Origin of the sequence: Enterocloster sp. 210928-DFI.2.20 (assembly GCF_020554465.1) — a bacterium.
Lineage (GTDB): Bacteria > Bacillota > Clostridia > Lachnospirales > Lachnospiraceae > Enterocloster > Enterocloster bolteae.
The window spans coordinates 15,221-40,694 of sequence record NZ_JAJCHK010000012.1 but is presented as its reverse complement, the minus strand read 5'-3'; the positions used below and the strand labels follow the sequence as shown (position 1 = coordinate 40,694).

Here is a 25,474-nt window from a genome sequence, read left to right as displayed (position 1 = left end):
TACCGCTTCATTTTATCACACTTTCATATCCCCTACAAGTAAATCTCCCCATTCTTGCGGTATTCCCCCGGCGTTTTCCCGTACTTTCTCCGGAACAGCCGGTTAAAATAGGATATGTTATCAAATCCGCATCTCTGGGCCACCGCCGTCACCGGATCCGGGGTGGTCAGCAGCATTCCCGCCGCCTTTTCCAGACGGAATTCATTGAGATACTGTATGAACGGCACACCCATATACTGTTTAAAATACTTCATAAAATGGGAATTACTGTAAAAACAGAGCTCTGCCCCGTCCTCCACAGTTATCTTTTCACCGTAGTGCTCTTCCATGTATTCCAGCAGCCGTTTCATCCTCTCCCTGGATTTACGGGGCTGCCCTGCGGCCTCCGGGCCCCAAATTCCTGCAATCAGGCCCAGGAACCAGAACAGGGTTCCTTTTACCCCCATCTGGTAGGCATAGTTCTTTTTCCCGCACAGCTGGTCCAGGATCCCGATACATTCCATAAAAGCCCCGTAATCCGGCAGACCTCCTGTAATATGAAGAGGCTTTCCGATACCGCCCTCTGTCATGGGCCGCAAAAAATCATAGGTGCACAGGTCTGATTCAGCCGACATAAGCATAGAAGGAAGAAAAATAATATTTTCATACTCCATCGCCTCAGAGCCGCACTGGCTGATGCCATGAAGCTGTCCTGGAAACACCACCACGGCCTCCCCCGCCCCTGCTTCATACGGCTCCATATCCACAGTCACCACACCCCGTCCCTTTTTCACCGCAATAATCTCCATATCCTCATGCCAGTGAACAGGAACCTGCCTGAAATCAGCCGGAATAGAGCAGGGGTAAATATTAAAGGGGAAATCCCTTCCCGCATGCTCTTTTATCTCATGGTACCCATATTGCTCACGCCCGCGTCCTCTATACTCCTCACGCCCGACTTCTCCATATGCCCCATTCCCCTGCATCCCGCTCCTGTCTCTCCCCTGATAACCGCTCTCCGTGCTTCCCATTTTCATGCCGTCCTGCATCCGCAGACCACCTTTATCATAAATTTGATAGTATTGTACTATATCATCACATAATTATGCAAGATTTTCTTTTTTCATCCCATTATAATACAGACAAACGTACAATCATGCCGCTACGGCACACCTTACGGAGGAATGTAAATCATGAATCAGAACCAATTGGAGCAAATGCTGACAGAAGCGTGCAAAAAAGACATTTCAAGCTGCACTGACAAAGAGCTGTACACAGGCCTTCTCTGCCTGGTAAATAAACTGTCCAAGGGCCGGGAATCCGCCCGGGGAAAAAAGAAATTATACTACATTTCCGCTGAATTCCTTATAGGCAAGCTGCTGTCCAATAATATGATAAACCTTGGAATCTACAGCCAGGTCAAATCCATTCTGGCAAGCCGCGGCAAAGACCTCAGTGTCCTGGAGGAACTGGAGCCTGAGCCATCCCTGGGCAACGGCGGGTTAGGCAGGCTGGCAGCCTGTTTCCTGGATTCCATAGCCACGCTGGGACTGAACGGGGACGGAATCGGGCTGAACTACCATTTCGGCCTGTTCAGGCAGTTATTCAGGGATAATCTTCAGAATGAGGAGCCCAACCCATGGATGGAAAACACCTCCTGGCTGAGTAAAACCAATGTTACCTACCAGATTCCATACCGGAACTTTACGCTCACCTCACGGATGTATGACATCGAAGTCACCGGCTATGACAACCGCACCAACAAGCTGCATCTTTTTGATGTGGAGACCGTGGATGAGTCCATTGTAGAGGACGGGATTTCCTTTGACAAGACTGATATCAGGAAAAACCTGACCCTGTTCCTTTACCCGGATGACAGCGACAGGGCTGGTCAGATACTGCGCATTTACCAGCAGTATTTCATGGTCAGCAACGCGGCCCGCCTCATACTGTCAGAGGCAGCTGCAAAAGGCTCCACCCTTTACGACCTGCCCGACTATGCGGCCATCCAAATCAACGACACCCATCCCACCATGGTCATTCCCGAGCTGATTCGCCTTCTCACCACAGAGCACGGCATGGAAATGGACGACGCCATACAGGTGGTGACGGATACCTGCGCTTATACCAACCACACCATCCTGGCGGAAGCCCTGGAGACCTGGCCCATGGACTACTTTAAAGAAGCGGTTCCCCAGCTGATTCCCATTATGGAAGTGTTGGACGACAAGGTCAGGAGGAAATTTGATGATCCGTCCGTGTATATCATTGACAAGGGCGACCGGGTGCACATGGCCCACATTGACATCCACTACGGCTTCAGTGTCAACGGCGTGGCTGCCCTTCACACAGACATACTGAAAAAGAATGAGCTGAACAACTTTTACAGGCTCTACCCGGAGAAATTCAACAATAAGACAAACGGCATCACCTTCCGCCGGTGGCTGCTTCACTGCAATCCCCAGCTGGCTGATTATATATCAGAACTCATAGGCGATGGTTTTAAGAAGGATGCATTTGAACTTAAGAAACTGGATGACAGGGCATTCACAGCCAACATAAAGACCCTGCACCGCCTTTTAGCCATCAAGGACAGTAAGAAACAGGAGCTGGCAGACTACCTTAAGGAAACCCAGGACATTGACATTGACCCCAAATCCATTTTTGACATACAGGTAAAACGTCTTCATGAATACAAGCGCCAGCAGATGAACGCCCTGTACCTGATACACAAATACCTGGAAATCAAACGGGGCAGCAGGCCGGCCACTCCCATCACCGCCATCTTTGGAGCCAAGGCAGCGCCTGCATATACCATTGCAAAGGATATCATCCATATGATACTCTGCCTCCGTCAGGTCATTGACAGCGACCCGGACGTAAAGCCATGGCTGAATGTGGTCATGGTAAATAACTACAATGTGAGCCTGGCTGAAAAGCTGATTCCTGCCTGCGATATCTCGGAACAGATATCCCTGGCCTCCAAGGAAGCCAGCGGTACCAGCAACATGAAATTTATGCTCAACGGAGCCGTGACCCTGGGCACGGATGACGGAGCCAATGTGGAAATCCATGAGCTGGTAGGCGACGACAACATCTATATCTTCGGTGAATCCAGCGAAACCGTCATCCGGCGGTACGCAGAAGGCAGCTACTGCTCCCGCTCCTACTATGAGGCGGACCCTGACCTTAAGGAAGCCGTTGATTTCATCATCAGCCCCGCCATGACAGCAGCCGGTTCCGTGGAACACCTGGAGCGCCTGTACAACGAGCTTCTGAACAAGGACTGGTTCATGACCTTCCCCGACTTTAAGGCTTACTGCCAGGCCAGGGAACAGGCTCTGAGCGACTACGAAAACCGTACGGCCTGGGCCAGGAAAATGTTAATCAACATCAGCAAGGCCGGTTACTTCTCCTCTGACCGTACCATTGAGGAGTACAACAGGGATATATGGAAGTTAGATACGGGTCTGGTACCATAATTTGTAATAAAATCGGAAAGATTTTCATAAAATTTTCAAAGTCTTATGCTATCTTATGTGTTATACTATTACAATGGTATAATGAAACATCAAAAAGGAGCATAGTCATGAAAAAACTGATTACGGCCACGGCGCTTTTCCTGGCACTTGCCACAGCGTCCGGGGCCGTCCCCTATAATGCGGCGGATAACGCATTCTCCGCCTATGCGGTAGGCCCCGGCCTCAACAACCTGTCCATCAAGGACGACAAGGCCTCGTACCAGTGGGCCCTTAAAAATGACGGCCAGGCGCAAAAAATAGTCCAGGAACTGGATATTGATTCCCTGGACCCCGCCTATGTACACAGAAACAAAAGAGGAAAGGTAGACGCCATAGCCCTTCCCCCGCTGGAGCCGGCCAATATCCTGACCAGCGCCATTGATGCTGTTCCCGGAATTGATATCAATATCCAGCCAGCATGGGAGGCCTACTCCCAGACAGAGACAAAGCGCCCCCTGACCGTGGCGGTCATAGACACAGGCGTGGACATCTCCCATCCGGATTTGCAGGGTTCCATATGGGTCAATGAGGATGAGATTCCCGGAGACGGCATTGACAATGACGGAAACGGATTCGTGGACGATGTAAACGGCTGGAATTTTTACAGCAATACCAACCAGGTATACGAAGGCCCGGAGGACGTCCACGGCACCCATGCAGCCGGCACCATTGCGGCCTCCAAGGATAACGGCGGCATCGTGGGAATAGCCGACAACAATTACGTAAAAATCATGCCTGTAAAGGCCCTGGGAGGAGAAGAGGGAAAGGGTTCACCGGACAATGTGATTGCAGCCATCAAATATGCGGAGGCCAACGGCGCCCAGATATGCAATCTGAGCTTCGGCTCCCAGAACTGCACCGAAGAATTCAAGGCAGCTATCCGCGACTCCGGAATGCTTTTCATTGTAGCCGCGGGCAACGGGGATGACAACGCAATCGGCTATAACATAGACGCCTCACCCATTTACCCTGCCTCCCTTCCCTTTGACAACGTGATAACCGTAGCCAACCTGATGTTTGACGGCAAACTGGATGAGAGCTCCAACTTCGGCGCGGGCAGCGTGGACATCGCTGCCCCCGGCACCTTCATCCTGGGCATCACCCCGGACAATGGCTACGCCTTCATGAGCGGCACCTCCATGGCCGCTCCCATGGTCACCGCCACAGCAGCCATGCTCTATACCTCCAGACCGGAATTGAGCCTGACAGACATCAAAAACGTAATCCTGGCCTCAGCCCGCAAGATGGACAGCCTGAACGGCAAGGTATTAAGCGGCGGAATGCTGGATGCCAACGGGGCTATGCAGTGGGGACGGCAGTAAGGCAGACAGGAGCATGACAGGAAGTCTCTCCCGTCCTCCGCGTCAGGATTCCCGTATCTTCATTCCTATAGAAACATGTAATGGTATTGCTGTCCTGATTAGCAGACAAAAGCATGTCCTTAAGTACCAGAATATCTCTGGGAGTCCTGCCGCCGGCCTTTTCTATCTGCACCAGATGGAGAAGGCCGTTTTTTGGATCAATCCTGAATACAGCAATGCTGTCGTCTCCGCGGTTGGACACATATAAGAAACGGCCGTCCTCCGAACATTTGATGGCTGCACAGGAGCTTTTATCATTCGGTGCGCTCAGGGAGGAAATTCTCTGCAATATTTGGCATCCCTCTTTTAATATATTCACCGCAAACACCTCTGAACTCAATTCACAGACCACATACATCCTGTGCGCGTTTCCCGGCTGAAACACAAAATGCCTGGGGCCGGTTCCCTTTGGCAGCATAATATCCCGCTCCGGCCTATGGCTAAGGGTCATGGTATGAACATCTATTCCATAAAATAATATACGGTCCAGGCCCAGGTCCACACACCAGATTCCGTCCTTTTCCGGAGACAGACCGCTGAAATGCACATGGGGGCCTTCCTGGCGCAGGGTGTTGGGTCCTTTTCCCTTATGCTGTCTGCAGTCACTCATTTCCCCTAAACTTCCATCCGGCATCAGAGGAAACATGGACAGGCTTCCGCTCATATAGTTAGCCGCATAAATAACCCCTGCTTCCTCATCCAGGGTCACATGGCAGGGAAGGGTGCCCGTAGTTCCTCTGGAATTGAGAATCTCCAGAGAATTCTCACGGCATTTTATGGCGCACACGCCTCCCCCCGCTTTCCCATGATACTCCATATCCTCCATCACTGCATACATCATGGTCCCGTTCTGCGAAAGGGCCAGATACGACGGGTTTGATATACCCGGAAGAGCCAGTTCCCTTTCCAGTATTTGGCTGTTTCCATCCATCCTGTATCTGAAAATACCATTTTCATCCGCACCCGCATATGTTCCTGCATAAATCCTATATTCCATCATACATCCCTCCCCGTAACCTGTTTGAAAAACATTGTTCCAAAAAGATAGGTACTAAAGTATACCAAAGGTAGCAAATGCCTCCGTCGCGCTCATGCCTTTCTCAATAGCCTTTCTTACGTTCTTCTCTCCTCTTGCTTTTTCAAGGGCCTTTTCAATCACATATTCAATATGCTCTGCCGGAATAACCAGAACACCGTCCACATCACCAAAGATCAAATCGCCGGACATAACGGTTACGCCTTCTATTTCAATCCGGCAGCGGTAATCCACCACCTGGGTGCGCACAGAAGAATCCTGGGCATAACATCCCCTGGAAAATACAGGCCAGTTCTGGTCCAGCACCTGAGGCGTATCCCTATGCCATCCATTGACAACTGCACCTGCCGCCCCGCGCTTTTTTGCAGTGGCCGTTAAAAGCTCTCCCCAATACGCGCAACGCATGGTGCCTCCGGCAGCCACATAAATTTCGTCCTCCTGCAAGTCATCCAGCGCCTCTGTCAAATAACCAAAGGGCTTTTTCTGCTGGCCGAATACATCAATCATTAAAACGGTCATAGCATAACCTGCCAGCTTCATATCATCCCTAAGGGGCCGGACTGCCTGGGGGAGAAACTGGTGGTATAATCCCATCTGGTCCAGTATATCCCCTACCACAGGAGTATACAGCTCTTTCTTTATAACTTCCAGCAATTCATGTTTTTTTAACACCATTTTATATCTCCTCCTTTTTAATCCAGAAGCAAAGTTCTGTTTGCCTTACCTCCCCTGCCTCAAGACAGAGAGCGCTTCCATTCTCAATGGCCTTTATTAAACCCGATGACGGGTAACTGGTCCATGGCTCCAGCGCCAGGTTATAAGTTCTTCCATACCATGGATATCCATAAGAACCACCGCATACCTGCCACATCCACATATATGGGAACAGTTTTCCGTCCCAGCTCATTCCATAACTTATGTTTTTAGTTTCATTATGTACCCGGTACCAGGCACGCTCCGGAAAACCGGTTATATAAATCATATCCGCAGTATCAGCATCCTCCCCCGGCACGTTTGAAAAATCCACTCCATTGCCGGCAGCAGGCCATTCAAACCTGGTTCCCGGCTTCAGACGCTGTGTCTCAAAATCGCGCTGATCCATGGAAAAACCTACGGTCCCATTTGTATCAATCCGGCAGCTGCTATCCAGAAAAGGTTTTCCCACGGTGGGGTGATGGCCCCACATAAGCTCCATTGGCTCCTTTGCCAGATTGGTAAGGCTTTCCCGGATTGTGATGGCGCTTTCATCCCTCTTTAAGGATATTTCCTTCTCCAGACGGAACGGAGAACGCAGGGTGGTAATGCATGCCTTAAGGACAACCTCCTCCTCAGAATCCTTTATGATCCTGCAATCCCACGGCACACTTGAAATCTCCCCGTGCATCCCCAGACAAGCGCCTTTGTAGCTGCACTCTCCTCCTCCGTTGGGAAGTATCTCCTGCCATCCTCCTGAATTATGGTCCAGGTAATTCCCCAGACTGTCCCCGGAATTAGACAGATACTCACTTCTTTTATGAAGCCCCGCCGGAGACCGCCACATAAAATCAATATCCTCCGGCTTGTACAGCATTTCCACACAGTCCATGCCCCTGTCAGCCAAAAATGTCAGCCGCAGCTTTTGATTTTCCATGACAACCGCCTTGTTGCCATCCATGATTATCTGGTCTGTGATCCTGCACCCATAATTACGGCTGTACATTGCCACTCTCCTTTCTGCGCACTTGGCAATGCCAATATGCATCCTCACTCCGCAATTCCACTTCCCAGCCTTTAATACTGCAGCAGATTTTCACTGTACCCACCGTCCACATACAATGTGGTTCCGGTTACATAGGAGGAGGCGTCAGAAGCCAGGAATACGGCAGGACCAATCAGCTCATCCGCACGGCCAACCCGTCCTATGGGAATCCATTGTTCAAAATCCATGGCCTCCACCAGTTCACGGTTCATATCCGTAAGAATGGCGCCGGGGGCCAGATTATTGACACGGATTCCATACTTGGCCAGCTCCAGGGCAGCCACCTTGGTAAACATACCTAACGATGCTTTAGCCATGCAGTAATAGCCATTTTCCCGCACCGGCACCTTCTGATGAATGGAGGTCACGTTGATGACGGATGCCCGCCCGGCCTTTTTCAGAGCCGGAAGCAGCTTCTGCAGCAGGAAATAAGGCGACTTGGTATTTACATTGTAGATGGCGTCCATTGACTCCTCCTCAGCGTTTTCAATGGCGCTGTGAGTCTCAAAACCGGCATTGTTAATCAGCACATCCAGTCTGTCCTCCCTGGTCAGGAAAGGACGCAGCATTCCGTCTAACCCTTCCTGGTCTCTGAGATCGCCGTAAAGATAGTCAAATCCATTTTCCTCTGCAATCCTTCTGGTCCTGTCCTCACTGCTGCCATGAATCCATACCCTGCCGCCTGCCTGCTTCACTCCCTGTGCAATTGCATAGCCAATTCCCCTGGTTCCTCCTGTAATCAGGACATTCTTATCCGTCAAATCAAATAACTGCATATACAGACCTCCTTTTATCTTCCTATCCTTCCAGCCCCATTAACTCCGCCCTTATAAATCCAAGAGCAAAGGCCATTCCCGCATGCCATGTATCCTGGCACTGAATCTGCGGCGTATGGTCAGGAATCAGAACACCTTCAAAGTGATTCTTTTTTAAAATCTCCAATGTTCTCTTTATATTGATATCCCCGTCATCCACAAATACTTCCGTATAATCCGGAACCTTGCCCCGTACATTCCTGACATGGGCATAGCCAATCTTTCCCTGGGAGGAATACTGCTCCAAGGCATCATAGATATTTCCATCTGTCATCTCCTGGATACTTCCCATGCAAAAGTCAATTCCATTGCAGGGACTTGGAACCAGGTCCAGCACTTTCTGATACAGCTGCGGCTGGTAGACCAGGCGCGGAGTACCTCTTAAAAATGGCATAGGCGGGTCGTCCGGGTGCAGGGCCATCATTACTCCTGCCTCCTCTGCCACCGGAAGAATACGCTCCAGAAACCATTTTAGCCTATTCCACAATTCCTCGTATCCGATATCTTCTATGTATTCTCCCCGGGCATTCTCTGCATAGGTCATATTCCATATCTCACCCTTTGGAATCCTGGCATCCAGATTGAGCTGTCCGGCATGAAAACAGGTACTGATCGCTCCTCCTCTGGCCTTTTTTGTTTTTTGGTGGCCCCACACTCCAGCAAGACTGAAATTATATCCGAAACATCGTATACCTGCTTTTCCTGCATTGCGTATAATTTCCTTCAGATGCTCCATCTGTTCTTCCTTTTTAGGTCCATCCAGCAATATATCATACCAGTCCGCCGGACTGAAATTCTCAATTCCGTAAATATTAAGCCCCTTTTCCTTTGCCTGCTTCTGGAGCGCCATCATGTGGTCCAGACTCCAAACAGACTCCCCTGCTCTGGCGATTCCGTAATTTTCCTTTTCATCCGTAGCTTTGACAATATCATTTTCTCCATCGTAGTAATTTGCCAGATGGATAATTACATCCGAGCATCCGCACTGTCTTGCAAAGGTAAATTCCTCATCCTTTAGCATGTAACGATATAATCCGACTCCCAGCTTCATTTCCTTCCTCCAAGCCACTCTCATTAATTATTTCTTTTTTTCGTCATGTATGTGTTAAACATAACTGCAAAAAACATCAGGGCGCCATTAATCACATACTGCATGAATTCGTTTACATTCAGCAATGTCATGGCGTTGGTGATTACACCTGTAAATAGTACGCCTATCAAAGTTCCCCATATGGTTCCAATACCGCCCAACATACTGGTACCGCCGATTACTACAGAGGATATAATCTGCGTCTCCCAGCCGCGTCCAAAGGTAAATGTGGCAGAACGGACCTGTGCGGAATTCATAATACCTGACAATACACACATCAGCTGCACCATACACATGACAAAAATCCTGGTTTTCCATACACTGATTCCATTTAAACGGGCAGCCTCCGCATTACCTCCCACTGCGTAAATTCTTCTTCCAAGGTCAGTTTTCTCTGTCAGGAACCAAAAAAACAGGAAGATTAAGATAAAGACAATGGCGGGAAAGGGTATTCCCAGAATCCTTCCGCTTCCCAGAAAGGCATACCAGGTTGGGAAGGCATTGGCGATAGGAAATCCGCCGCACACGATAGCCGCAAAACCATACATCACATTCAGGGTAGCCAGTGTGATAATGAAACTGGGCATATTAAATTTCTGTCTGGCCCATGCGTGGAACAATCCTGTCAAGAGAGCCACCAGGGTGGCTGCTGCAATTCCCACTAACGCGCCAAGCTCAATAGGCATGATTCCTGCCTCAGCAAGTCCCTTTGAGATAAATCCTGCCAGCACTCCGCTTAAGGCTACCTGAGATCCAACGGACAGGTCTATTTCACCAGAAATGATTACCAGACACATTCCGTAAGCAATGACACCCTTCATAGCCGCATTCCGCAATATGTTTAAAATATTTCCCGATTTCAGAAAGGACGGCGCCGCAATACTTACACCAATAATCAGAACCAGCAGAAGAATTTCAATCAGGTGGTCCAGAATTAAATTTTTTGTTTTTTTGCCGGAAAATAGTTCCATATGCAATGAGTCGATTTTTACAGATTTCATTCTACCTTTCCTCCCATACAATACGCGTATAATGCATCTATGGTCACATGGTCGTCCAGACACACTTCCCCAACGATTTTTCCCATATGCATAATCAGAATCCTGTGACATACCTCCACCAGTTCCTCCAGCTCTGATGACACAAAAATACTGGATATTCCTTTTCTGGACTGCTCCCACATAATCTGGAAAATCTGTTGTTTTGCTTTTACATCTATTCCTCTGGAGGGCTCATCATACATCATAATCTTGGGAGCCGTATTCAACCAGTTTCCAATAATTACCTTTTGCTGGTTGCCGCCGGAAAGAGAGCTTACCGGGGCCATCAAATCCGGAATTTTAATCTGTAAATCCCTAATCTGTCTCTCTGAAAATTCTTTTCTGGTTTTTTCATTTATCACATGGCGCTGTGTCATCTTATCCATACTGGCATAGCAGAGGTTATCACGGATGGAATGAATCAAAATCACCCCCTGCGTTTTTCTCTCTTCCGGCGTCAGCCCCAGCCCCATCTGCATCATTCCGATGGGACCGGCATTTTTGGGAGCAGTTTTCTGATCCACCAGGATTTCACCGCTGTCGTATGGGTCTGCACCAAATATACAGCGCAGCAGCTCTGTACGGCCGGACCCCAGCATTCCTGCAATTCCTAATACCTCTCCCTTTCTCAGCTGAAAGGATACGTCCTGGAACTTCCCCTTGCGGGTAAGATGTTTTACATCCATTATGATGCCATCCTGCACCTTAAGGTCTCCGGGTCTTTCCTTGATTTCCACATCACCGAACATCATAGTAATGATATCCTTGTGCTGCAGCGAACTGATTGGCTCTGTTCCTATGTATTTTCCATCCCGCAGCACTGTAACGCTGTCTGCAATCTCCCACAGCTCCTGTAATCTGTGGGAGATGTAGATAATGATTACATCCTGCTTTTTTAACATCCGTATTGCCTCAAACAGCTTCTGGGTTTCATTGGCAGCCAGAGCCGATGTGGGCTCATCCAGCATAAGCACCTTCGGTTTAAAGCTCATGGCCTTGGTGATTTCCACCACCTGGCACTGCCACATACTGAGCCGGAACACCTTTTCATGGGGGTCAATATCTACGCCCATTGCATGCAGCAGCTCTCCTGCCATCTGATATGTCCTCTTCCAGTCTACCAGACGTCCCTTCTTTGGAAGACGTCCCAAAAAAATATTTTCCGCCACTGAGAGATGGGGAACCAGACTCAGCTCCTGATATACAGTGGCGATTCCCTTGTTCAGTGCTTCCACCGGTGTACTGAAATGCAATTCCTCTTCATCCAGATAAAAATGTCCGCTTGTGGGCTGAATGGCGCCTGCAAATACTTTAACCAGGGTTGATTTTCCCGACCCGTTCTTTCCGATAAAGGCATGGACTTTTCCGCTGTCAAAGGATACGGTGACATCATCCAATGCTCTTGTTCCCGGATAATCCTTTATAATCCCTTCCGTTCTCAAAATGCTCATGGCATACTCCTTATTCTTACCGGTAACGAACTCAGCTACATTTTGGATTTAAGGTCTGACATAAAATCATCCAGCTGCTTTGTATCGCCGCGTCTTAACGGTATACCTTCCACAATTACTGTCTTTCCCTGGTCCGCCACATCCTTTCCTTCAATGGACTGGACCAGAGTCTCAACCGTCTTATATCCAATTTGAAACGGATCCTGTCCTGTGACGGCCTGAAGAATATCATTATCTGCTTTCAGCAAATCCACAATCTGCTCAGACGCGTCAGTACCGAATACAAAGGTCTTGCCTGCCTGTCCTGCATTTTCCACTGCCATAACAGCACCGATGGTTCCGCCGTCGTTGGCAGCAAACATGATATCAATATCCGGGTTGGCGGCCAGCATGTCCCCTGCCTTTGCAATGGCTGTATCCTGGAGCCATGCATCCTGGTTGGAAACAATCTCATAGTTTACCCCGCCCTCATCCAGGGCAGCAAGGAAGCCGTTGACCCTCTCTGCTGAGGTTTCCGGAATTTGTGTCTTAAACTGAAGGATTCCCAGCTCGATTTTCTCATCCCCGTATTTTTCCTTAATAAAGTCTACTGCAATCTCGCCAGTCTGTTTACAAAAGGCATAATTATCCGAGGTATAGGCTGCTATGGAAAAAGGGTATGAGTCCATGGCCGTATTGGCCACACAGATTTTGACCCCTTTATCGCTTGAAACCTTAAGTGCCTCCGGAGAAATCGTTGCGGACAGAGGGGAGATGGCGATGCCGGCAACTCCTTGTGCTGTATATGTATTTACCAGCTCAGTTTCCTTCATCTGATCATTTGTGACATTGGAAAGCTGGATTTCATACCCCAGATCCTTTGCAGCCGCCTCATATCCAGCCGACATCAGCTTAAAAAACTGATCTTCCTGGAACACTATACCTGCAATTGACTTTCCTGCACCAGATGTATCTGTCTGCTCTTCCCCTTCTCCGGCCTTCTCTTTCTGACCTTTCTCTTCCTGGCTTGTCCCCTGGGCCACGGTTGTTCCTCCTGTTGTCTTGGCTGCCCCGTCTCCATCCATGCTGCATGCACCCAATACACCGGCCATTCCTAATATCATTGCTGCTAACGCTATCTTCTTCATAAAGCCTACCTCCTAATATCATTATATAGTTTTTGTTTTCATTTAAATGAGCTCATTCATTTATGTTCTTACTATATCTTATTTTATTCCCCAAATCTTCTTTACTTTTGATATTTATTGTTTTATATTGATATTTAGACAAAAACAACTGGATATTCAGGCAGGGAGAGGAACTATTCTTATGCAAATTTCAGCTAAAAATGTAAATACTCCATCTGTATTCCCCATTGATTGCGAGGTCTATTACTCAATCCGTACACTGATTGATGCAAATGAATACCCGCAGGTCCATGATTTTTATGAAATCATACTAGTGACTGAAAATTCACTGGATATTTTGTTAAATAATGACCGAATCAAACTTGGGCATGGAAATCTGCTTCTTATCCGTCCCGGTGATATCCACACCAAAATACAGACCGGGGACTCTGTACATATTAATCTGGCCTTTCCGGCTTATACGGTAAATTCTCTTTTTGGTTACCTTTATAACTCTCAGGCCCCGCGCAAAGAACTGTTTGCTGGTTCCCACTCCCCGATTGTCCGGTTAAGCACCATTGACACGCTGATGATCCAAAATCGTTTGTCCTTTCTTAACCAGCTGTCATCTTCTGATATGGAGGAAAAAAACACCCATCTCAGAGCAATCCTTATTGACATTATGTATTCCTATATCATTCCTGAATTGGAAAAACAAAAAAGGTCCTCGGATGCCTCCAATCTGCCGGCCTGGCTTGTTCCTGCACTGGAGGGATTATCCAATCCCAAAAACCTGACCATGGGGATGGATTATCTTGTCCACCAGACACAGCGTTCCCCGGAACACATCTGCAGAATGTTCCGTAAGCATCTGGGAATCACCCCCTCTGCCTACATCAACGGAAAACGGCTTAACTATGCTGCTAATCTTCTGATACACACAGATATGGAGATTGTAGACGTAATATATGAAAGCGGCTTTCAGAGCATCAATTATTTTTATCATCTGTTTAAAAAAGAGTACGGCATCTCCCCTGTAAAGTACAAAAAGATCCATCTGGTCCAGAAACTTTAGAACCTGTTCCCGCCGGGCACGCAAAAAGGCAGCCTCCACATCTGCAACTGATATGGAGACTGCCTTCTTTTATTTCATCTATAACTGCAATTAGACCGGATAAGCCTTGCTGTCCTTGTCGGCAGCACTGCTGTCCACCTTGGTCTGCTGGGCAGCCCTGTACTCGAAGAAATCCTTGGCCACTGCCGGGAACAGCGCATAGCTGAGAACATCCTCATCCTGCTGCTTCCACTGCGCGCATTCCTTCTCAAACTGAGGAAGCTGAGGAGCAATCAGGTCGGCAGGACGGCAGGTAATGGGTGTCTCGTCGCCGATAATCTTTTTCTGCACTTCCGGATTAAAGGGCTTAACTGTCTGGCCGAATTCACCAAGCATGATTTTCTTGGATTCCTTCGGAACCATCTTATAGCGCTCGCCCATGATAACGTTCATAACAGCCTGTGTACCCACAATCTGGGATGACGGTGTAACTAACGGAGGCTCGCCGAAGTCCTTACGCACTCTCGGAATCTCCTCCAGAACCTGGCGGTACTTGTCTTCCTGTCCGGCCTCTTTTAACTGGCTTACCAGGTTGGACAGCATTCCGCCCGGCACCTGATACTGAAGGGTCTTGATATTAACTCCCAGAACCTTCGGGTTCAGAAGGCCGCTCTTAAGGGCCTGCTCACGTATGGGCTGGAAATGGTCTGCAATCTCAGCCAGCAGTGTCTGGTCATAGCCGGTGTCATATGGGGTGCCGCGGAAGGTCTCCACCATAACCTCAGTGGCCGGCTGGCTGGTTCCCAGAGCCAGAGGCGACATGGCGCAGTCGATGATTTCACATCCTGCCTCTACTGCCTTTAAATAAGTCATGGAAGCAACGCCTGATGTGTAATGGGTATGCAGGTCGATAGGAAGGCTTGTTCCTTCCTTCAGAGCCTGTACCAGCTCTGCTGCCGCGTATGGTGTCAGCAGACCTGCCATATCCTTGATACACAGTGAGTCAGCGCCCATGTCCTCAATTCTCTTTGCAATATCCTTCCAGTAATCCAGTGTATAGGCATCGCCCAGAGTATAGCACAGCGCAATCTGAGCATGTCCTTTTTCTCTGTTGGTAGCTTTTACAGCTGTCTCCAGGTTGCGGATATCGTTCAGACAGTCAAAGATACGGATGATATCAATACCGTTGGAAATGGACTTCTGTACAAAGTACTCCACTACATCGTCCGCATAGTGGTTATATCCCAGAATGTTCTGTCCGCGGAACAGCATCTGCAGCTTGGTGTTCTTAAATCCGTCTCTCAGTTTCCTCAGTCTCTCCCATGGATCTTCCTTCAGGAAACGGAGGCAGGAATCAAAGGTAGCGCCGCCCCAGCACTCAACCGCATGGTAGCCTACCTTGTCCATCTTATCAATAATGGGCAGCATCTGCTCTGTGGACATTCTGGTTGCGAGCAAAGACTGGTGGGCGTCACGAAGGACGGTTTCCACAATCTTCACTGGCCTCTTTTCTATCTCTGCCATAGTTATAATCCTCCTCGTTATGAGCATTTGGCGCCGTCTTTAAGGCGCTTGTGCGATACATGCCGCCCGCGCCCGTCCGGTGCTTTCACAGGCCAGGCGAAACGGCTGTCATTGTCAATATATTATGCCATTATACCCCAAATATTGCCATGAAGGTACCGGCCGCAACTGCGGTGCCGATAACGCCTGCAACGTTTGGTCCCATTGCGTGCATCAGCAGGAAATTGGTCGGGTCTGCTTCTGCTCCCACCTTCTGGGATACACGGGCCGCCATAGGAACTGCGGACACGCCGGCAGAACCGATAAGCGGATTGATTTTTCCTCCTGTAATCTTGCAGAGGAGCTTGCCTAAAAGCACACCGCCGATGGTGCCGAAGATAAATGCGGTCAGGCCCAGGGCAACAATCTTGATGGTGGTTACATTTAAGAATGCATCTGCGCTGGTGGTAGCGCCTACGGAAGTACCCAGCAGGATAACCACAATATACATCAGGGCATTGCTTGCCGTATCAGCCAGCTGCTTCACAACGCCGCTCTCACGGAACAGGTTGCCTAACATCAGCATTCCTACCAGAGGTGCTGTGGACGGCAGGATCAGGCATACAACGATGGTTACGATGATGGGGAACAGAATCTTCTCCAGCTTGGATACAGGACGAAGCTGTTCCATCTTAATCTTACGCTCTTTCTCAGTTGTCAGAAGCTTCATAAATGGCGGCTGGATAATTGGAACCAGCGCCATGTAGGAGTAAGCCGCAACCGCGATAGGTCCCATGATCTGGGTCTGTCCCAGCTTACTGCACAGGAACAGGGATGTAGGGCCGTCCGCACCGCCGATGATGGAGATGGCTGCTGATTCCTTGCCGGAGAACCCTAACAGGATGGCGAAGAAATAAGCAGAGTAGATACCCAGCTGTGCGGCAGCTCCCATAAGGAAGCTGATTGGGTTTGCGATAAGGGGGCCAAAGTCTGTCATGGCTCCAACGCCCAGGAAGATAAGGGAGGGCAAAATGCTCCACTCATCCAGCTGGAAAAAGTACCACAGAAGTCCGCCTGTTCCGTTGGACGTCTGTTCCGGAGAATACATGATATCCGGATAAATATTAACCAGCAGCATACCGAATGCAATCGGAATCAGCAGCAGGGGTTCAAATCCCTTCCTGATAGCAAGGTATAAGAACACCAGGGCCACTACGATCATTACATAGTTGCCTGCTCCCAGATGGAAAAACGCCATCTGGTTCAGCAGGTTGTTAATTATATTGCCAAAATCCATAATGTTCCCTCCATAATGAATCCCACATTGCTATGGGCTCATCTCTATAATTAGTTCAGAGTAGCTAATACCGCGCCAGATTCAACGGAATCGCCGGTGGACGCATTAATGCTGGCAATGGTTCCATCCTGAGGAGCCACGATGTCATTTTCCATCTTCATGGCTTCCAGAACCAGGATTACGTCACCCTTCTTCACAGCCTGTCCTACCGCTGCCTTAACAGCCACTACCTTGCCAGGCATAGGTGCGGATACGCTGACAGAACCTGCTGCACCTGCCGGAGCTGCTGCAGGAGCAGGAGCTGCTGCGGGGGCCGGGGCTGGTGCTGCCGGGGCTGCTGCAATACCGGATACAGCGCCTTCTTCTACGGTTACTGCATATGCTTTACCATTAACTGTGATTGTATAATTCTTCATGATTTCAATTCCTCCTGAATGAAAATAGTTATGGAACGTTTCCCGTCCTCTTATCTGCCTTTAGACCTCTGTACACGGCGGATGGAACGAACCACCAGTCCGTTAGAAGAAGTTCCCTCATATGCTGCAATGGCTGCCGAAATCACTGCCACCAGCTCGGCGTCGCCCATCAGGTCTTCGCCTGCCGCAGGTACAGGTGCTGCCGCCTTAACCGGTGCTGGTGCAACTGGTGCTGGCGCTGGCGCTGCCTTTTCCTTCTGGCCTGTCTCCCACTTGTGAATGAACTTAAAGCAGGCAATCAGCAGGCTGATAAATATAAGGACCGCGAACACGGTGCCGATACCGATTACCGCATATACGGTAGCTGTTTCCATCAGCTGCCCGATGGTCTTGCCCTCTTCTTCATTTGAAGCAAGCTCAGTGAATTCCGCATCAACTATCTGCTGGGAAATCATATTCAGATTCATGACATACTGCATGGAACCTTCGGTGAATGCAACAGGCAGCATAACGGTATAGGTACCATCTGCCATCTGTACCACACTTGCGTCTTCAATGTCGATGCTTCTGACTTCCCCCAGTTCCTTCCTTGCATTAATCTGCTCTTCACAGATGGCTGCCATAACTGCATTGCCCTGGGCTTCCGACATGACCTTCTGTGCAATCAGCCCATCCGTGCTGACGCCCAGAGACTGGACCGCTGTCAGCTTGGCATACTCTGCCATCATGTCATCTACAGGAGTTCCGTCCGTGGCAATCCGGGGAACTGTCCCGGCTTCATCCTGTTTTGCTGAGCAGGCTGACAGGCTCAACAGGCAGGCGGCCATCAGAACTGCTGCTGCCACTCGTTTCATTAATCGTCTCATATACCTGTCACCTCTCTTTAAACCGTGCCATGCTTCTTAGACGGACGGTCCTCTCTCTTTGTGAACAGCATTTCAAAGGCTGCGATTACCCTCTGACGGGTCTCCCCTGCCTTAATTATGTCATCTACATATCCTCTCTTGGCTGCTGCTACAGCGCTGGACTGAAGTGCGGTGTACTCTGCTGTCTTTTCATTGATGAGTGCGGCGGCATCACCGGATGCGGCGATTTCCTTTGCATACATAATCTTCACTGCCTCAGACGGATTCATCATACCGATGACAGCACCAGGCCATGCATATACCACGTCAGCGCCGATGGACTTGCTGCCCATGGTCAGGTATGCGCTTCCGAATGCTTCCTTAACAATTACTGTTACCTTGGGAACGCTGGCATTGGCATAAGCATAGGTAAGGCGTGCGGCTGCCTTTGCAATCCTTCTCTCGCTGCACATCTTGGCCTTGTAGCCCTTTACGTTCACCAGTGTGAGTACAGGAATATTGAATGCGTCGCAGAAATGAATGAAATCAGTTGCCTTGTCGCAGCCCTTGCCGGACAGGACAGGCTCAAATGTTTCCTTCTTCTCTCCGTTCTCATAGATTTCCGTGCGGTTAGCCACGCATCCGATGGTTGTCCCGTTCAGGCGGATGAAACCGGTCACCATGGAAGGTTCATAATTCTTCTTAACCTCCATGAAGAAGCTGTTATCGGATATCAGTGTCAGGGCCAGAGCCGTGTCACCAGTGCATCCCTCGATATTATCGCAGATACGGTTTAAGTCATCCTGGCACTCTCCGTATGACATATCATCCTCGTTGTTGGCCGGAAGGATGGAAACCAGGGCGCGGATCTGAGCGATAATGGAAGCCTCATCTCCTGTGAAGTCTGCCAGTCCGGATTCCCTGCTCTGGAAATCTGCGCTGGAGGTATCACACTTCTCTTTATAATTGCCGTCAATGGCGTTAGGTGAATTAACAAACAGTTTGCCGGACTTCTCTTCCATGAAGGTGAAATCTGTGATGCCGGCAGATACTGCCATGCCGCCGCCGCAGGTTCCAAAGATTGCTGTTATCTGAGGAATCACGCCGGAAGCCATGGTCTGGCTTAAGTACAGCTTGCCGAAGCCGTCCAGGGCATCGGTCGCCTCCTGAAGACGCAGACCTGCACAGTCTACCAAACCGATTACAGGTGCTCCCATCTTCATAGCCATGGAATAGATGTTGCAGATTTTCTTTGCATGCATTTCGCCCATGGAGCCGCCTAATACAGACGCATCCTGGCTGTATACATACACCAGGCATCCGCCGATGGTACCGTAGCCGGTAACCACACCGTCAGCGGGGGTCTCCTGCTCAGTCATGTTAAAGTCAGTGCTTCTGGCCGTTATATAGGCTCCGACTTCAACAAAACTGTTCTCATCAAGCAGGGCTGCTATGCGGCTGCTTGCTGAAGTTTGTGCTGAATTACTCATTTTCCAGTCCTCCATCATTCATAAGTTTAACAATATCTAAGCAACGGAAAACCCATTCTCAGGCCCGTCGCAAAAAAAAGCAGAAATATTGCCACATACAATTATAATAATAAATTTGTCAAATAGCAAGCTCTTTTCCACTAAAAAGGTGAAAATATTAACGAAATTCAAGATTCGTAAATACGAAAAGAGCTGTGGCTTTCACGAAATATGTGAACCGCCGCAACTCTTTTTTGTCACAAACCCATTATTTACTTAACCCATGGAAAAAAACTTGTCATGAATGACCTGTACGGCCTTTTCCGCATCCTTTTCATCCACCAGTACGGATATCTTAATCTCGCTGGTGGATATCATGTTGATATTAATGTTGGCGTCGTAGAGAGCCTCAAACAAGGTGGCAGCCACGCCAGGATGATTAATCATACCCGCTCCCACCACGGAAACCTTGGCAATATGGCTGTTGGTCTCCAGATGGCCAAAGCCAATGGACTCCTGATGCTCCTTCAGGAGCACGGAAGCCGCCTCCAGGTCGGACTGGGCAACGGTAAAGCAGATGTCCTTGCCCTCCTCATGGCCGATTCCCTGTAATATGATGTCCACGTTAATGTGGTTCTGGGCCAGCAGGGAAAACACCTTAAAGGATGTGCCAATCTCATTGGGCACCCCTATCAGGGCAATCCTTGCGATATTAACATTCTTAGCCACACTGCTGATATATGATTTCTCCATGCGTTTTGCAACCTCCTTCACCTTTGTACCCGGATGCCCTGTAAAGCTTGAGAGCACCTCCAGCTTCACATTATATTTCTTTGCCATCTCCACGGAACGGTTGTGGAGCACCTGGGCCCCCAGGGTAGCCAGCTCCAGCATCTCATTGTAGGTGACCTCATCCAGTTTCCTTGCGTCCTTCACGATTCTGGGGTCAGCCGTATATACCCCGTCCACATCCGTGTATATCTGGCACAGATCCGCCCGAAGGGAGGCAGCCAGCGCAACCGCGGAAGTGTCAGATCCGCCTCTGCCAAGGGTGGTGATATCCTCATAGCGGTTGATTCCCTGGAATCCCGTGACAATCACGATTTTCTTCTGATTCAGCTCTGTCTCGATGCGCTCCGTATCCACCTTCTTAATTCTGGCATTCCTGGCCACGGTATTGGTAACCATTCCCGCCTGCCATCCGGTCAGGGAAATAACCGGATATCCCAGCGCCTCCACTGCCATGGCGCAGAGGGCCACGGACATCTGCTCCCCGGTGGACAAGAGCATATCCATCTCCCGGTTGGAGGCAAGGGGATTGATCTCATTTGCCTTCTCAATCAGCTCGTCGGTGGTATCCCCCTGGGCAGACAGCACTGCCACTACCTGGTTGCCGGCTTTGTATGTATCCGTGATAATTTCAGCCACATGGCGCAGCCGGGCGGCGTCAGCCACAGAGGTTCCTCCGAATTTCTGTACAATTAAGCCCATATGTTATTCCTTTCGTCCATACATTGTATCCCGCCAAAAAGCGGCGGCCCCAAAGGCCGCCGCCAGCAAGCGCTTATATTTAAATATTTTACACGCTGGATTTTGTTTGTCAACTGAATCCGGCCTTAACTGTTATTTCTCCAGGTTCTTCCACTTAAAGTTGGGAACCACATCCGACCACTTGCTGATGCCGATGATTGGCTTTGCAAATTCAGTGGCCTCCAGGGTGGCGTTCTTCTTGTCGATATCCCGGAATACCTGCCATATCTTCTTGCGCTTGGTAGCCACAATCAGATTGGGCTGGTTCATGTCGCACTCCCACAAACCGAATTTTAATCCGTCCTTTGCCTCGGAGGGCGCGTCTACCTGACGGCTGACCGTGTAGGCGTCAATATATGGGTTGCTGTCCACCAGGTAATAGGAGTAAGCATAGGCCGCCGCCTGAATCTCCGGAATGTTTCCCCTGGTAGGGCTGTAGGATGTGAAGCCCTGCTCCGTAAGGATGATGTGGCGCACATTGCCTGCGGGCGCCCTCAGGGTATCCTGTACAAAGTAATCTGTCAGCACGTTCAGATTGGCAAAATTGATGACCGGTGAGTTAAAGTCATTTGTGAACAGCCCTGTGGACTGCGGATCATCCCAGAATTCCGGCTCTGTCATGGGGCATGGATATGGATGGTAGGCCAGACCCCAGTCCATCTGTCCCTGGGTGTTGGCTATGGAGTTAAAGCTGTCCACAATCTCCTTGCCTCCGTACTTAAGCTTGCCGTCAATCTCGTTCATCCAGTTATAGTCCAGTGAAAAATATACCCGGTCGTTGGCATTGGTGCTCTTGATGGCTGTGTAGATGACCCGGAATGCCTTCTGGTATGCCTTCACATAATTCGTCAGGTCCATGGGCCCCATGTAATTCCACTGCTGGTTGTTAATCTCGTTGCCGATAATCCAGTTTGACACCTTGCCGTAATTAGGATTGTCGCCGCTGTAATGCTGGGCCAGGAAGGACGCGATTGCCTTAGTCTGGTCAAATCCGGCCTCAGTCTCCGCGTTGAACATGTAATAAAATGCATTGGAATTCTTCTGTGTGCCCGGATACACCAAATCCGGTGTATTGGGATTCCAGTCATTAAGCAGGATAACCGTAACCGTCATCCCCTTGTTGGACAGCGCGCTGATGGTCTTGTCATAAGCGTCCACCACGCCTTTGTTAAAATGGTACGTCTTTCCGTCATACTGGTAATCAATTCCGGTTCCCATAATCTGGGAAAATGCGATATTGGTGGTCACATGCTTCACGCCCAGGTCAAAGGCGTCGCTGAGCATGTCAATCTCAATCACAAGACCCTTCTTAGTCAGAGGGTCATTAAAAGGCGTCTGGTTCTTAGCAATCAGCTCCGGATTGGTTATGTAGTGGGGCTGGCTGACCTTGATGAACTTAGTTCCGTCAAATACAGCCAGGACAAACCGGCTGTAAAGCTTATCCTGCGGTGTGCCCAGGTTCAGGGGCACGCTTACCGAGGCAGCACTTAAGGCAGGTGAGGAAGCAATAAAATTGCTGCGGCTTCCCAGCTCTTCCTCGTAAGGCTGCATCTCAAAGACGTAGATGTTTCCGTCTGTTCCCGTCACATCCCCGCTGCTGGAAAATCCAATCTCAACGTTCTGTTTATCTCCTGAAATCTTACAGGAGGTAATCTGGCCTGCCACTCCCGGCGTGAATACCTGGGCTTCTGCCTGGGCGCCTGCCTGGCTCTCCGCCTGAGCTGCGGCCCCAAAGGCCGTAAAACTTCCCAGGAACGCCGCACCGCACAGCAGGGCCGCCGCCAGGGTCAGGGCCTTACCTCCTTTAACGAATGGTTTCTTCATTTATGAATTCCTCCCAACTTTCTCCAAAATAGGATACATGATACATCATACATAAATAAGTTTACTTTTTCAATGAACTTTTTATTACATGTCTCTTAATTATATGAACAGGAATCATACCTTCCCGCTGTGTTCCAAAACGCCTGCAGCATCACTATATCTGAGTCAGATAGATTGCCGTAAGAGTATCAGGAAACGAAAAAATGCAGAAAAACAGGGAAGGCTGCCTGTATGTGCTACTTACAGGAAACCTTCCCTTCCGCTAATTCATAGAGCCTGTCGCACACGGACGACAGTTCGCTCAATGTTCTTAGATGTTTGGACAGCCCGAAGACACTGGGCCTCATTTTACCATGATTCACCGTCTGACTCGTCTGTACTGTCAGATACCTCTTGCCCACCGGCCGGATTCATATTAAACATATGGCTGAAATCCCTGTTACCGTCAAGCACTAATCTGCCCCTGTAACGTTTATAATCAAAATATGAATCAAATTCACTGCCGGGTTTCCTGGCTTCAAATACCATAGGAATTCTTTCTTTTTCAATCGTCCTTCGTATACTTCCCACATGGCCGCCCACAGTTTTTCCGGAAAGCACAAGATATGTATACGTTTTCTGGAATATTTTTTCTGTCATTCCCGGCAACCCCCTGACTGCAGATTCCAGATCCTTTGTCATAACCCGACGGTTGGAGACATAGGCCAAAAGCTCTGCCGGAGCCATTCTTGGCATCAGTTCCCAGCTGTTCTTTGCTGCCGGGTCTGCAATGTTAACCTTACTGTCAGCCAGAAACAAATCAGCCAGGTGTGAAACTGCACATAAGATGTAATTGTATATCTCCTTATCCCGTTCATTCGCCGTACCTTCAGAAGGGATATACGAGGTATCATATGTCCACCACAGCCCCTTTCCATACTCTTCAAAAAAGGCCCGGACCTCATCAAATCCCATGCCAAAAGATATCTGATTATTTCCCATGACATCCTTGACTATAAATGCGTTGCACAAAAGTTTTACTTTAAATTCTTTTAAATCGGCATTCCCCTCCAAATCTGTATAAGCCGAAAATGCTTCATTTACTATTGCATTAGTGACCATCCCCGGTACTGCTCCCAGCTCGCTGGAATACCGTTCCAGAAAATCCTCCAAAAATGCCATGATTCTGAGATTCTGATTGCGCTCTATTACCTGTCCTATTTTAAGAGGCTCTGTAATCATCTCAATTGTTCTGGTTTTTCCTCCCATGTCAGAAAACAAACGTATTACCGTATCTCCTCCACGTTTTACCTCCAAGAAGGTCATGCTGTCAGGTGATTTGTCCAAGGCAAAACACACCTTATAAGGCAGCTCGCATTCCATACCAAAGGTCCATTCTTTATGACTGCCGTATTTCTCACTCATTATTTTTTATCTCCTTATATTTTATTGAGAAAAGCTTTTCTGAACCTAGTATAAGTATATTTTGTCACTGGCAAACACAAACAGCATGGTTTGTTCATTTTTTGCCATCAATGGTTCACCAAACGCCAAACCTCCCCGCCCCCAGGGATTCCTTAAACAAAAAATCCCCGGCAAAGGAATCATCCATCCTCTGCCGGGGCATTCTCACACTCAGCAACATCTCATTTATTCAACATCAGTCATACATCATCCGGCTATCCCGTTGCGCCGGCCATATCCCATCAGCCAACCTCCGCCACCCGGAATCCCCTGGACTCCAGCATGTCCCTGCACTCCCCGTCCAGGTGCATACAGTATACTTTGTGCCTCAGCTGCTCCGGCACCGTCTCCTCCAGTACACCTACGTAGCAGTGGCTGGGGCTTGGCGGATTGTGGAGGGACGTATCGTGGTAAACGGCGTCCAGCTTCCCGTCCTTAAGCATGCCGGCAATCCGCTCCGGCATCCGTGCGGAATCACCGCTGTAATAAATCCTCATCCCCTCTGTCTCCAGAATGTACCCGAAGCAGTCCATATTGTCCGCATGCTCCACCGGCACCGGTTCAGCCCTAAGACAGCCCGCGTCCTCCGGAAGTTCCTGGTAATAATTGTAAAATTCATCCTTGATGCCCATAAGCCGCAGAAGCTCCACCACGGTGGCCCTGGGATGGATAACGCAGATTTTCCTTCCCAGGATACAGTAATTGTAAGAAATCAGGGACCCAAGGCTTCCCACATGGTCTGCGTGAAGATGGGTCAGCAGCACATATATCTGCCTGTATTCCCTGAGATTGCTGCGCTTCATCAGAAGCTCATATACTGTCTCGCCGCAGTCCACCAGGAACAGGCATCCGTCCATCTCAAACCAGGCAGATGTATTTCCCATTGCAGGATTAAAGGCGCTGCCGCATCCGAAAAAATGCAGTTTCATAACACTTCTCCTCTCATAACTGGTTTC

At 49.2% G+C, this 25,474-nt stretch carries 21 protein-coding genes; 3 read left to right on the top strand and 18 right to left on the bottom strand.

What is annotated here, in order from left to right:
* Window positions 1-32 precede the first annotated feature (32 nt).
* Window positions 33-1,028: an AraC family transcriptional regulator gene (locus LI015_RS12605; protein ID WP_119204413.1), complete on the bottom strand. Its 996-nt coding sequence runs from the start codon at window positions 1,026-1,028 to the stop codon at window positions 33-35.
* Between the two features lie 144 nt (window positions 1,029-1,172).
* Here LI015_RS12605 and LI015_RS12600 point away from each other — a divergent pair, with 144 nt between their 5' ends.
* A complete protein-coding gene (locus LI015_RS12600; protein ID WP_227125246.1) occupies window positions 1,173-3,461 on the top strand; it encodes a glycogen/starch/alpha-glucan phosphorylase in 2,289 nt (762 codons plus the stop codon).
* 107 nt (window positions 3,462-3,568) lie between these two features.
* The gene (locus tag LI015_RS12595; protein ID WP_002570221.1) at window positions 3,569-4,822 is read left to right on the top strand and encodes a S8 family peptidase; all 1,254 of its coding nucleotides are present in this window, start codon (window positions 3,569-3,571) and stop codon (window positions 4,820-4,822) included.
* Here the strand turns inward: LI015_RS12595 and LI015_RS12590 are convergent.
* The 8 genes from LI015_RS12590 to LI015_RS12555 form a co-directional block, all read right to left on the bottom strand.
* On the bottom strand, window positions 4,800-5,861 hold the full coding sequence (locus tag LI015_RS12590) for a lactonase family protein (protein WP_119204412.1): 1,062 nt from the start codon (window positions 5,859-5,861) through the stop codon (window positions 4,800-4,802). The two genes, LI015_RS12595 and LI015_RS12590, sit on opposite strands and share 23 nt — an antisense overlap.
* 51 nt (window positions 5,862-5,912) lie before the next feature.
* On the bottom strand, window positions 5,913-6,572 hold the full coding sequence (locus tag LI015_RS12585; protein ID WP_002568188.1) for an RraA family protein: 660 nt from the start codon (window positions 6,570-6,572) through the stop codon (window positions 5,913-5,915).
* Window position 6,573: 1 nt separating this feature from the next.
* On the bottom strand, window positions 6,574-7,596 hold the full coding sequence (locus LI015_RS12580) for an aldose 1-epimerase (protein ID WP_227125244.1): 1,023 nt from the start codon (window positions 7,594-7,596) through the stop codon (window positions 6,574-6,576).
* Between the two features lie 71 nt (window positions 7,597-7,667).
* On the bottom strand, window positions 7,668-8,411 hold the full coding sequence (locus tag LI015_RS12575) for an SDR family NAD(P)-dependent oxidoreductase (protein ID WP_227125242.1): 744 nt from the start codon (window positions 8,409-8,411) through the stop codon (window positions 7,668-7,670).
* A gap of 22 nt (window positions 8,412-8,433) precedes the next feature.
* Window positions 8,434-9,501 (bottom strand): mannonate dehydratase, encoded by a 1,068-nt coding sequence (locus LI015_RS12570; RefSeq protein ID WP_002570225.1) that lies wholly within the window; start codon window positions 9,499-9,501, stop codon window positions 8,434-8,436.
* Window positions 9,502-9,524: 23 nt separating this feature from the next.
* Complete coding sequence (locus tag LI015_RS12565; RefSeq protein WP_002570226.1) at window positions 9,525-10,541, bottom strand: ABC transporter permease; 1,017 nt, start codon at window positions 10,539-10,541, stop codon at window positions 9,525-9,527.
* Entirely contained in the window at window positions 10,538-12,031 is a 1,494-nt protein-coding gene (locus tag LI015_RS12560) for a sugar ABC transporter ATP-binding protein (protein ID WP_002568193.1), read from the bottom strand. The genes LI015_RS12565 and LI015_RS12560 overlap by 4 nt, the downstream gene beginning before the upstream one ends.
* Before the next feature lie 35 nt (window positions 12,032-12,066).
* The gene (locus tag LI015_RS12555) at window positions 12,067-13,158 is read right to left on the bottom strand and encodes a substrate-binding domain-containing protein (protein WP_118017379.1); all 1,092 of its coding nucleotides are present in this window, start codon (window positions 13,156-13,158) and stop codon (window positions 12,067-12,069) included.
* 181 nt (window positions 13,159-13,339) lie between these two features.
* Here LI015_RS12555 and LI015_RS12550 point away from each other — a divergent pair, with 181 nt between their 5' ends.
* Window positions 13,340-14,212, top strand: coding sequence for a helix-turn-helix transcriptional regulator (locus LI015_RS12550; RefSeq protein ID WP_227125240.1), 873 nt, complete (start codon window positions 13,340-13,342; stop codon window positions 14,210-14,212).
* A gap of 90 nt (window positions 14,213-14,302) precedes the next feature.
* On the opposite strand, the gene LI015_RS12545 is transcribed toward LI015_RS12550, so the two are convergent.
* The 9 genes from LI015_RS12545 to LI015_RS12505 all read right to left on the bottom strand — a co-directional run bounded on the left by LI015_RS12545 (window position 14,303) and on the right by LI015_RS12505 (window position 25,447).
* Window positions 14,303-15,715: an oxaloacetate decarboxylase subunit alpha gene (locus LI015_RS12545; RefSeq protein WP_002568196.1), complete on the bottom strand. Its 1,413-nt coding sequence runs from the start codon at window positions 15,713-15,715 to the stop codon at window positions 14,303-14,305.
* A gap of 130 nt (window positions 15,716-15,845) precedes the next feature.
* The gene (locus LI015_RS12540) at window positions 15,846-16,991 is read right to left on the bottom strand and encodes a sodium ion-translocating decarboxylase subunit beta (RefSeq protein WP_002568197.1); all 1,146 of its coding nucleotides are present in this window, start codon (window positions 16,989-16,991) and stop codon (window positions 15,846-15,848) included.
* A 50-nt stretch (window positions 16,992-17,041) separates the two neighbouring features.
* Window positions 17,042-17,407 (bottom strand): biotin/lipoyl-containing protein, encoded by a 366-nt coding sequence (locus LI015_RS12535; protein ID WP_227125238.1) that lies wholly within the window; start codon window positions 17,405-17,407, stop codon window positions 17,042-17,044.
* A 50-nt stretch (window positions 17,408-17,457) separates the two neighbouring features.
* Window positions 17,458-18,273: an OadG family protein gene (locus tag LI015_RS12530; RefSeq protein WP_227125236.1), complete on the bottom strand. Its 816-nt coding sequence runs from the start codon at window positions 18,271-18,273 to the stop codon at window positions 17,458-17,460.
* Between the two features lie 17 nt (window positions 18,274-18,290).
* Window positions 18,291-19,742, bottom strand: a complete 1,452-nt coding sequence (locus LI015_RS12525; RefSeq protein WP_002568200.1) for an acyl-CoA carboxylase subunit beta — start codon at window positions 19,740-19,742, stop codon at window positions 18,291-18,293.
* A 255-nt stretch (window positions 19,743-19,997) separates the two neighbouring features.
* Window positions 19,998-21,212, bottom strand: coding sequence for an aspartate kinase (locus LI015_RS12520; protein ID WP_002568201.1), 1,215 nt, complete (start codon window positions 21,210-21,212; stop codon window positions 19,998-20,000).
* Between the two features lie 132 nt (window positions 21,213-21,344).
* Entirely contained in the window at window positions 21,345-23,075 is a 1,731-nt protein-coding gene (locus LI015_RS12515; protein ID WP_002568202.1) for a DUF5722 domain-containing protein, read from the bottom strand.
* A 348-nt stretch (window positions 23,076-23,423) separates the two neighbouring features.
* Entirely contained in the window at window positions 23,424-24,479 is a 1,056-nt protein-coding gene (locus LI015_RS12510; RefSeq protein ID WP_227125233.1) for a hypothetical protein, read from the bottom strand.
* 281 nt (window positions 24,480-24,760) lie between these two features.
* The gene (locus LI015_RS12505; RefSeq protein ID WP_227125231.1) at window positions 24,761-25,447 is read right to left on the bottom strand and encodes an MBL fold metallo-hydrolase; all 687 of its coding nucleotides are present in this window, start codon (window positions 25,445-25,447) and stop codon (window positions 24,761-24,763) included.
* Window positions 25,448-25,474: the final 27 nt, after the last annotated feature.

Coding starts and splice junctions, on each gene's coding strand:
- LI015_RS12605 (WP_119204413.1), bottom strand. CDS start 1,028: ATGCAGGACGGCATGAAAATGGGAAGCACGGAGAGCGGTTATCAGGGG.
- LI015_RS12600 (WP_227125246.1), top strand. CDS start 1,173: ATGAATCAGAACCAATTGGAGCAAATGCTGACAGAAGCGTGCAAAAAA.
- LI015_RS12595 (WP_002570221.1), top strand. CDS start 3,569: ATGAAAAAACTGATTACGGCCACGGCGCTTTTCCTGGCACTTGCCACA.
- LI015_RS12590 (WP_119204412.1), bottom strand. CDS start 5,861: ATGATGGAATATAGGATTTATGCAGGAACATATGCGGGTGCGGATGAA.
- LI015_RS12585 (WP_002568188.1), bottom strand. CDS start 6,572: ATGGTGTTAAAAAAACATGAATTGCTGGAAGTTATAAAGAAAGAGCTG.
- LI015_RS12580 (WP_227125244.1), bottom strand. CDS start 7,596: ATGTACAGCCGTAATTATGGGTGCAGGATCACAGACCAGATAATCATG.
- LI015_RS12575 (WP_227125242.1), bottom strand. CDS start 8,411: ATGCAGTTATTTGATTTGACGGATAAGAATGTCCTGATTACAGGAGGA.
- LI015_RS12570 (WP_002570225.1), bottom strand. CDS start 9,501: ATGAAGCTGGGAGTCGGATTATATCGTTACATGCTAAAGGATGAGGAA.
- LI015_RS12565 (WP_002570226.1), bottom strand. CDS start 10,541: ATGAAATCTGTAAAAATCGACTCATTGCATATGGAACTATTTTCCGGC.
- LI015_RS12560 (WP_002568193.1), bottom strand. CDS start 12,031: ATGAGCATTTTGAGAACGGAAGGGATTATAAAGGATTATCCGGGAACA.
- LI015_RS12555 (WP_118017379.1), bottom strand. CDS start 13,158: ATGAAGAAGATAGCGTTAGCAGCAATGATATTAGGAATGGCCGGTGTA.
- LI015_RS12550 (WP_227125240.1), top strand. CDS start 13,340: ATGCAAATTTCAGCTAAAAATGTAAATACTCCATCTGTATTCCCCATT.
- LI015_RS12545 (WP_002568196.1), bottom strand. CDS start 15,715: ATGGCAGAGATAGAAAAGAGGCCAGTGAAGATTGTGGAAACCGTCCTT.
- LI015_RS12540 (WP_002568197.1), bottom strand. CDS start 16,991: ATGGATTTTGGCAATATAATTAACAACCTGCTGAACCAGATGGCGTTT.
- LI015_RS12535 (WP_227125238.1), bottom strand. CDS start 17,407: ATGAAGAATTATACAATCACAGTTAATGGTAAAGCATATGCAGTAACC.
- LI015_RS12530 (WP_227125236.1), bottom strand. CDS start 18,273: ATGAGACGATTAATGAAACGAGTGGCAGCAGCAGTTCTGATGGCCGCC.
- LI015_RS12525 (WP_002568200.1), bottom strand. CDS start 19,742: ATGAGTAATTCAGCACAAACTTCAGCAAGCAGCCGCATAGCAGCCCTG.
- LI015_RS12520 (WP_002568201.1), bottom strand. CDS start 21,212: ATGGGCTTAATTGTACAGAAATTCGGAGGAACCTCTGTGGCTGACGCC.
- LI015_RS12515 (WP_002568202.1), bottom strand. CDS start 23,075: ATGAAGAAACCATTCGTTAAAGGAGGTAAGGCCCTGACCCTGGCGGCG.
- LI015_RS12510 (WP_227125233.1), bottom strand. CDS start 24,479: ATGAGTGAGAAATACGGCAGTCATAAAGAATGGACCTTTGGTATGGAA.
- LI015_RS12505 (WP_227125231.1), bottom strand. CDS start 25,447: ATGAAACTGCATTTTTTCGGATGCGGCAGCGCCTTTAATCCTGCAATG.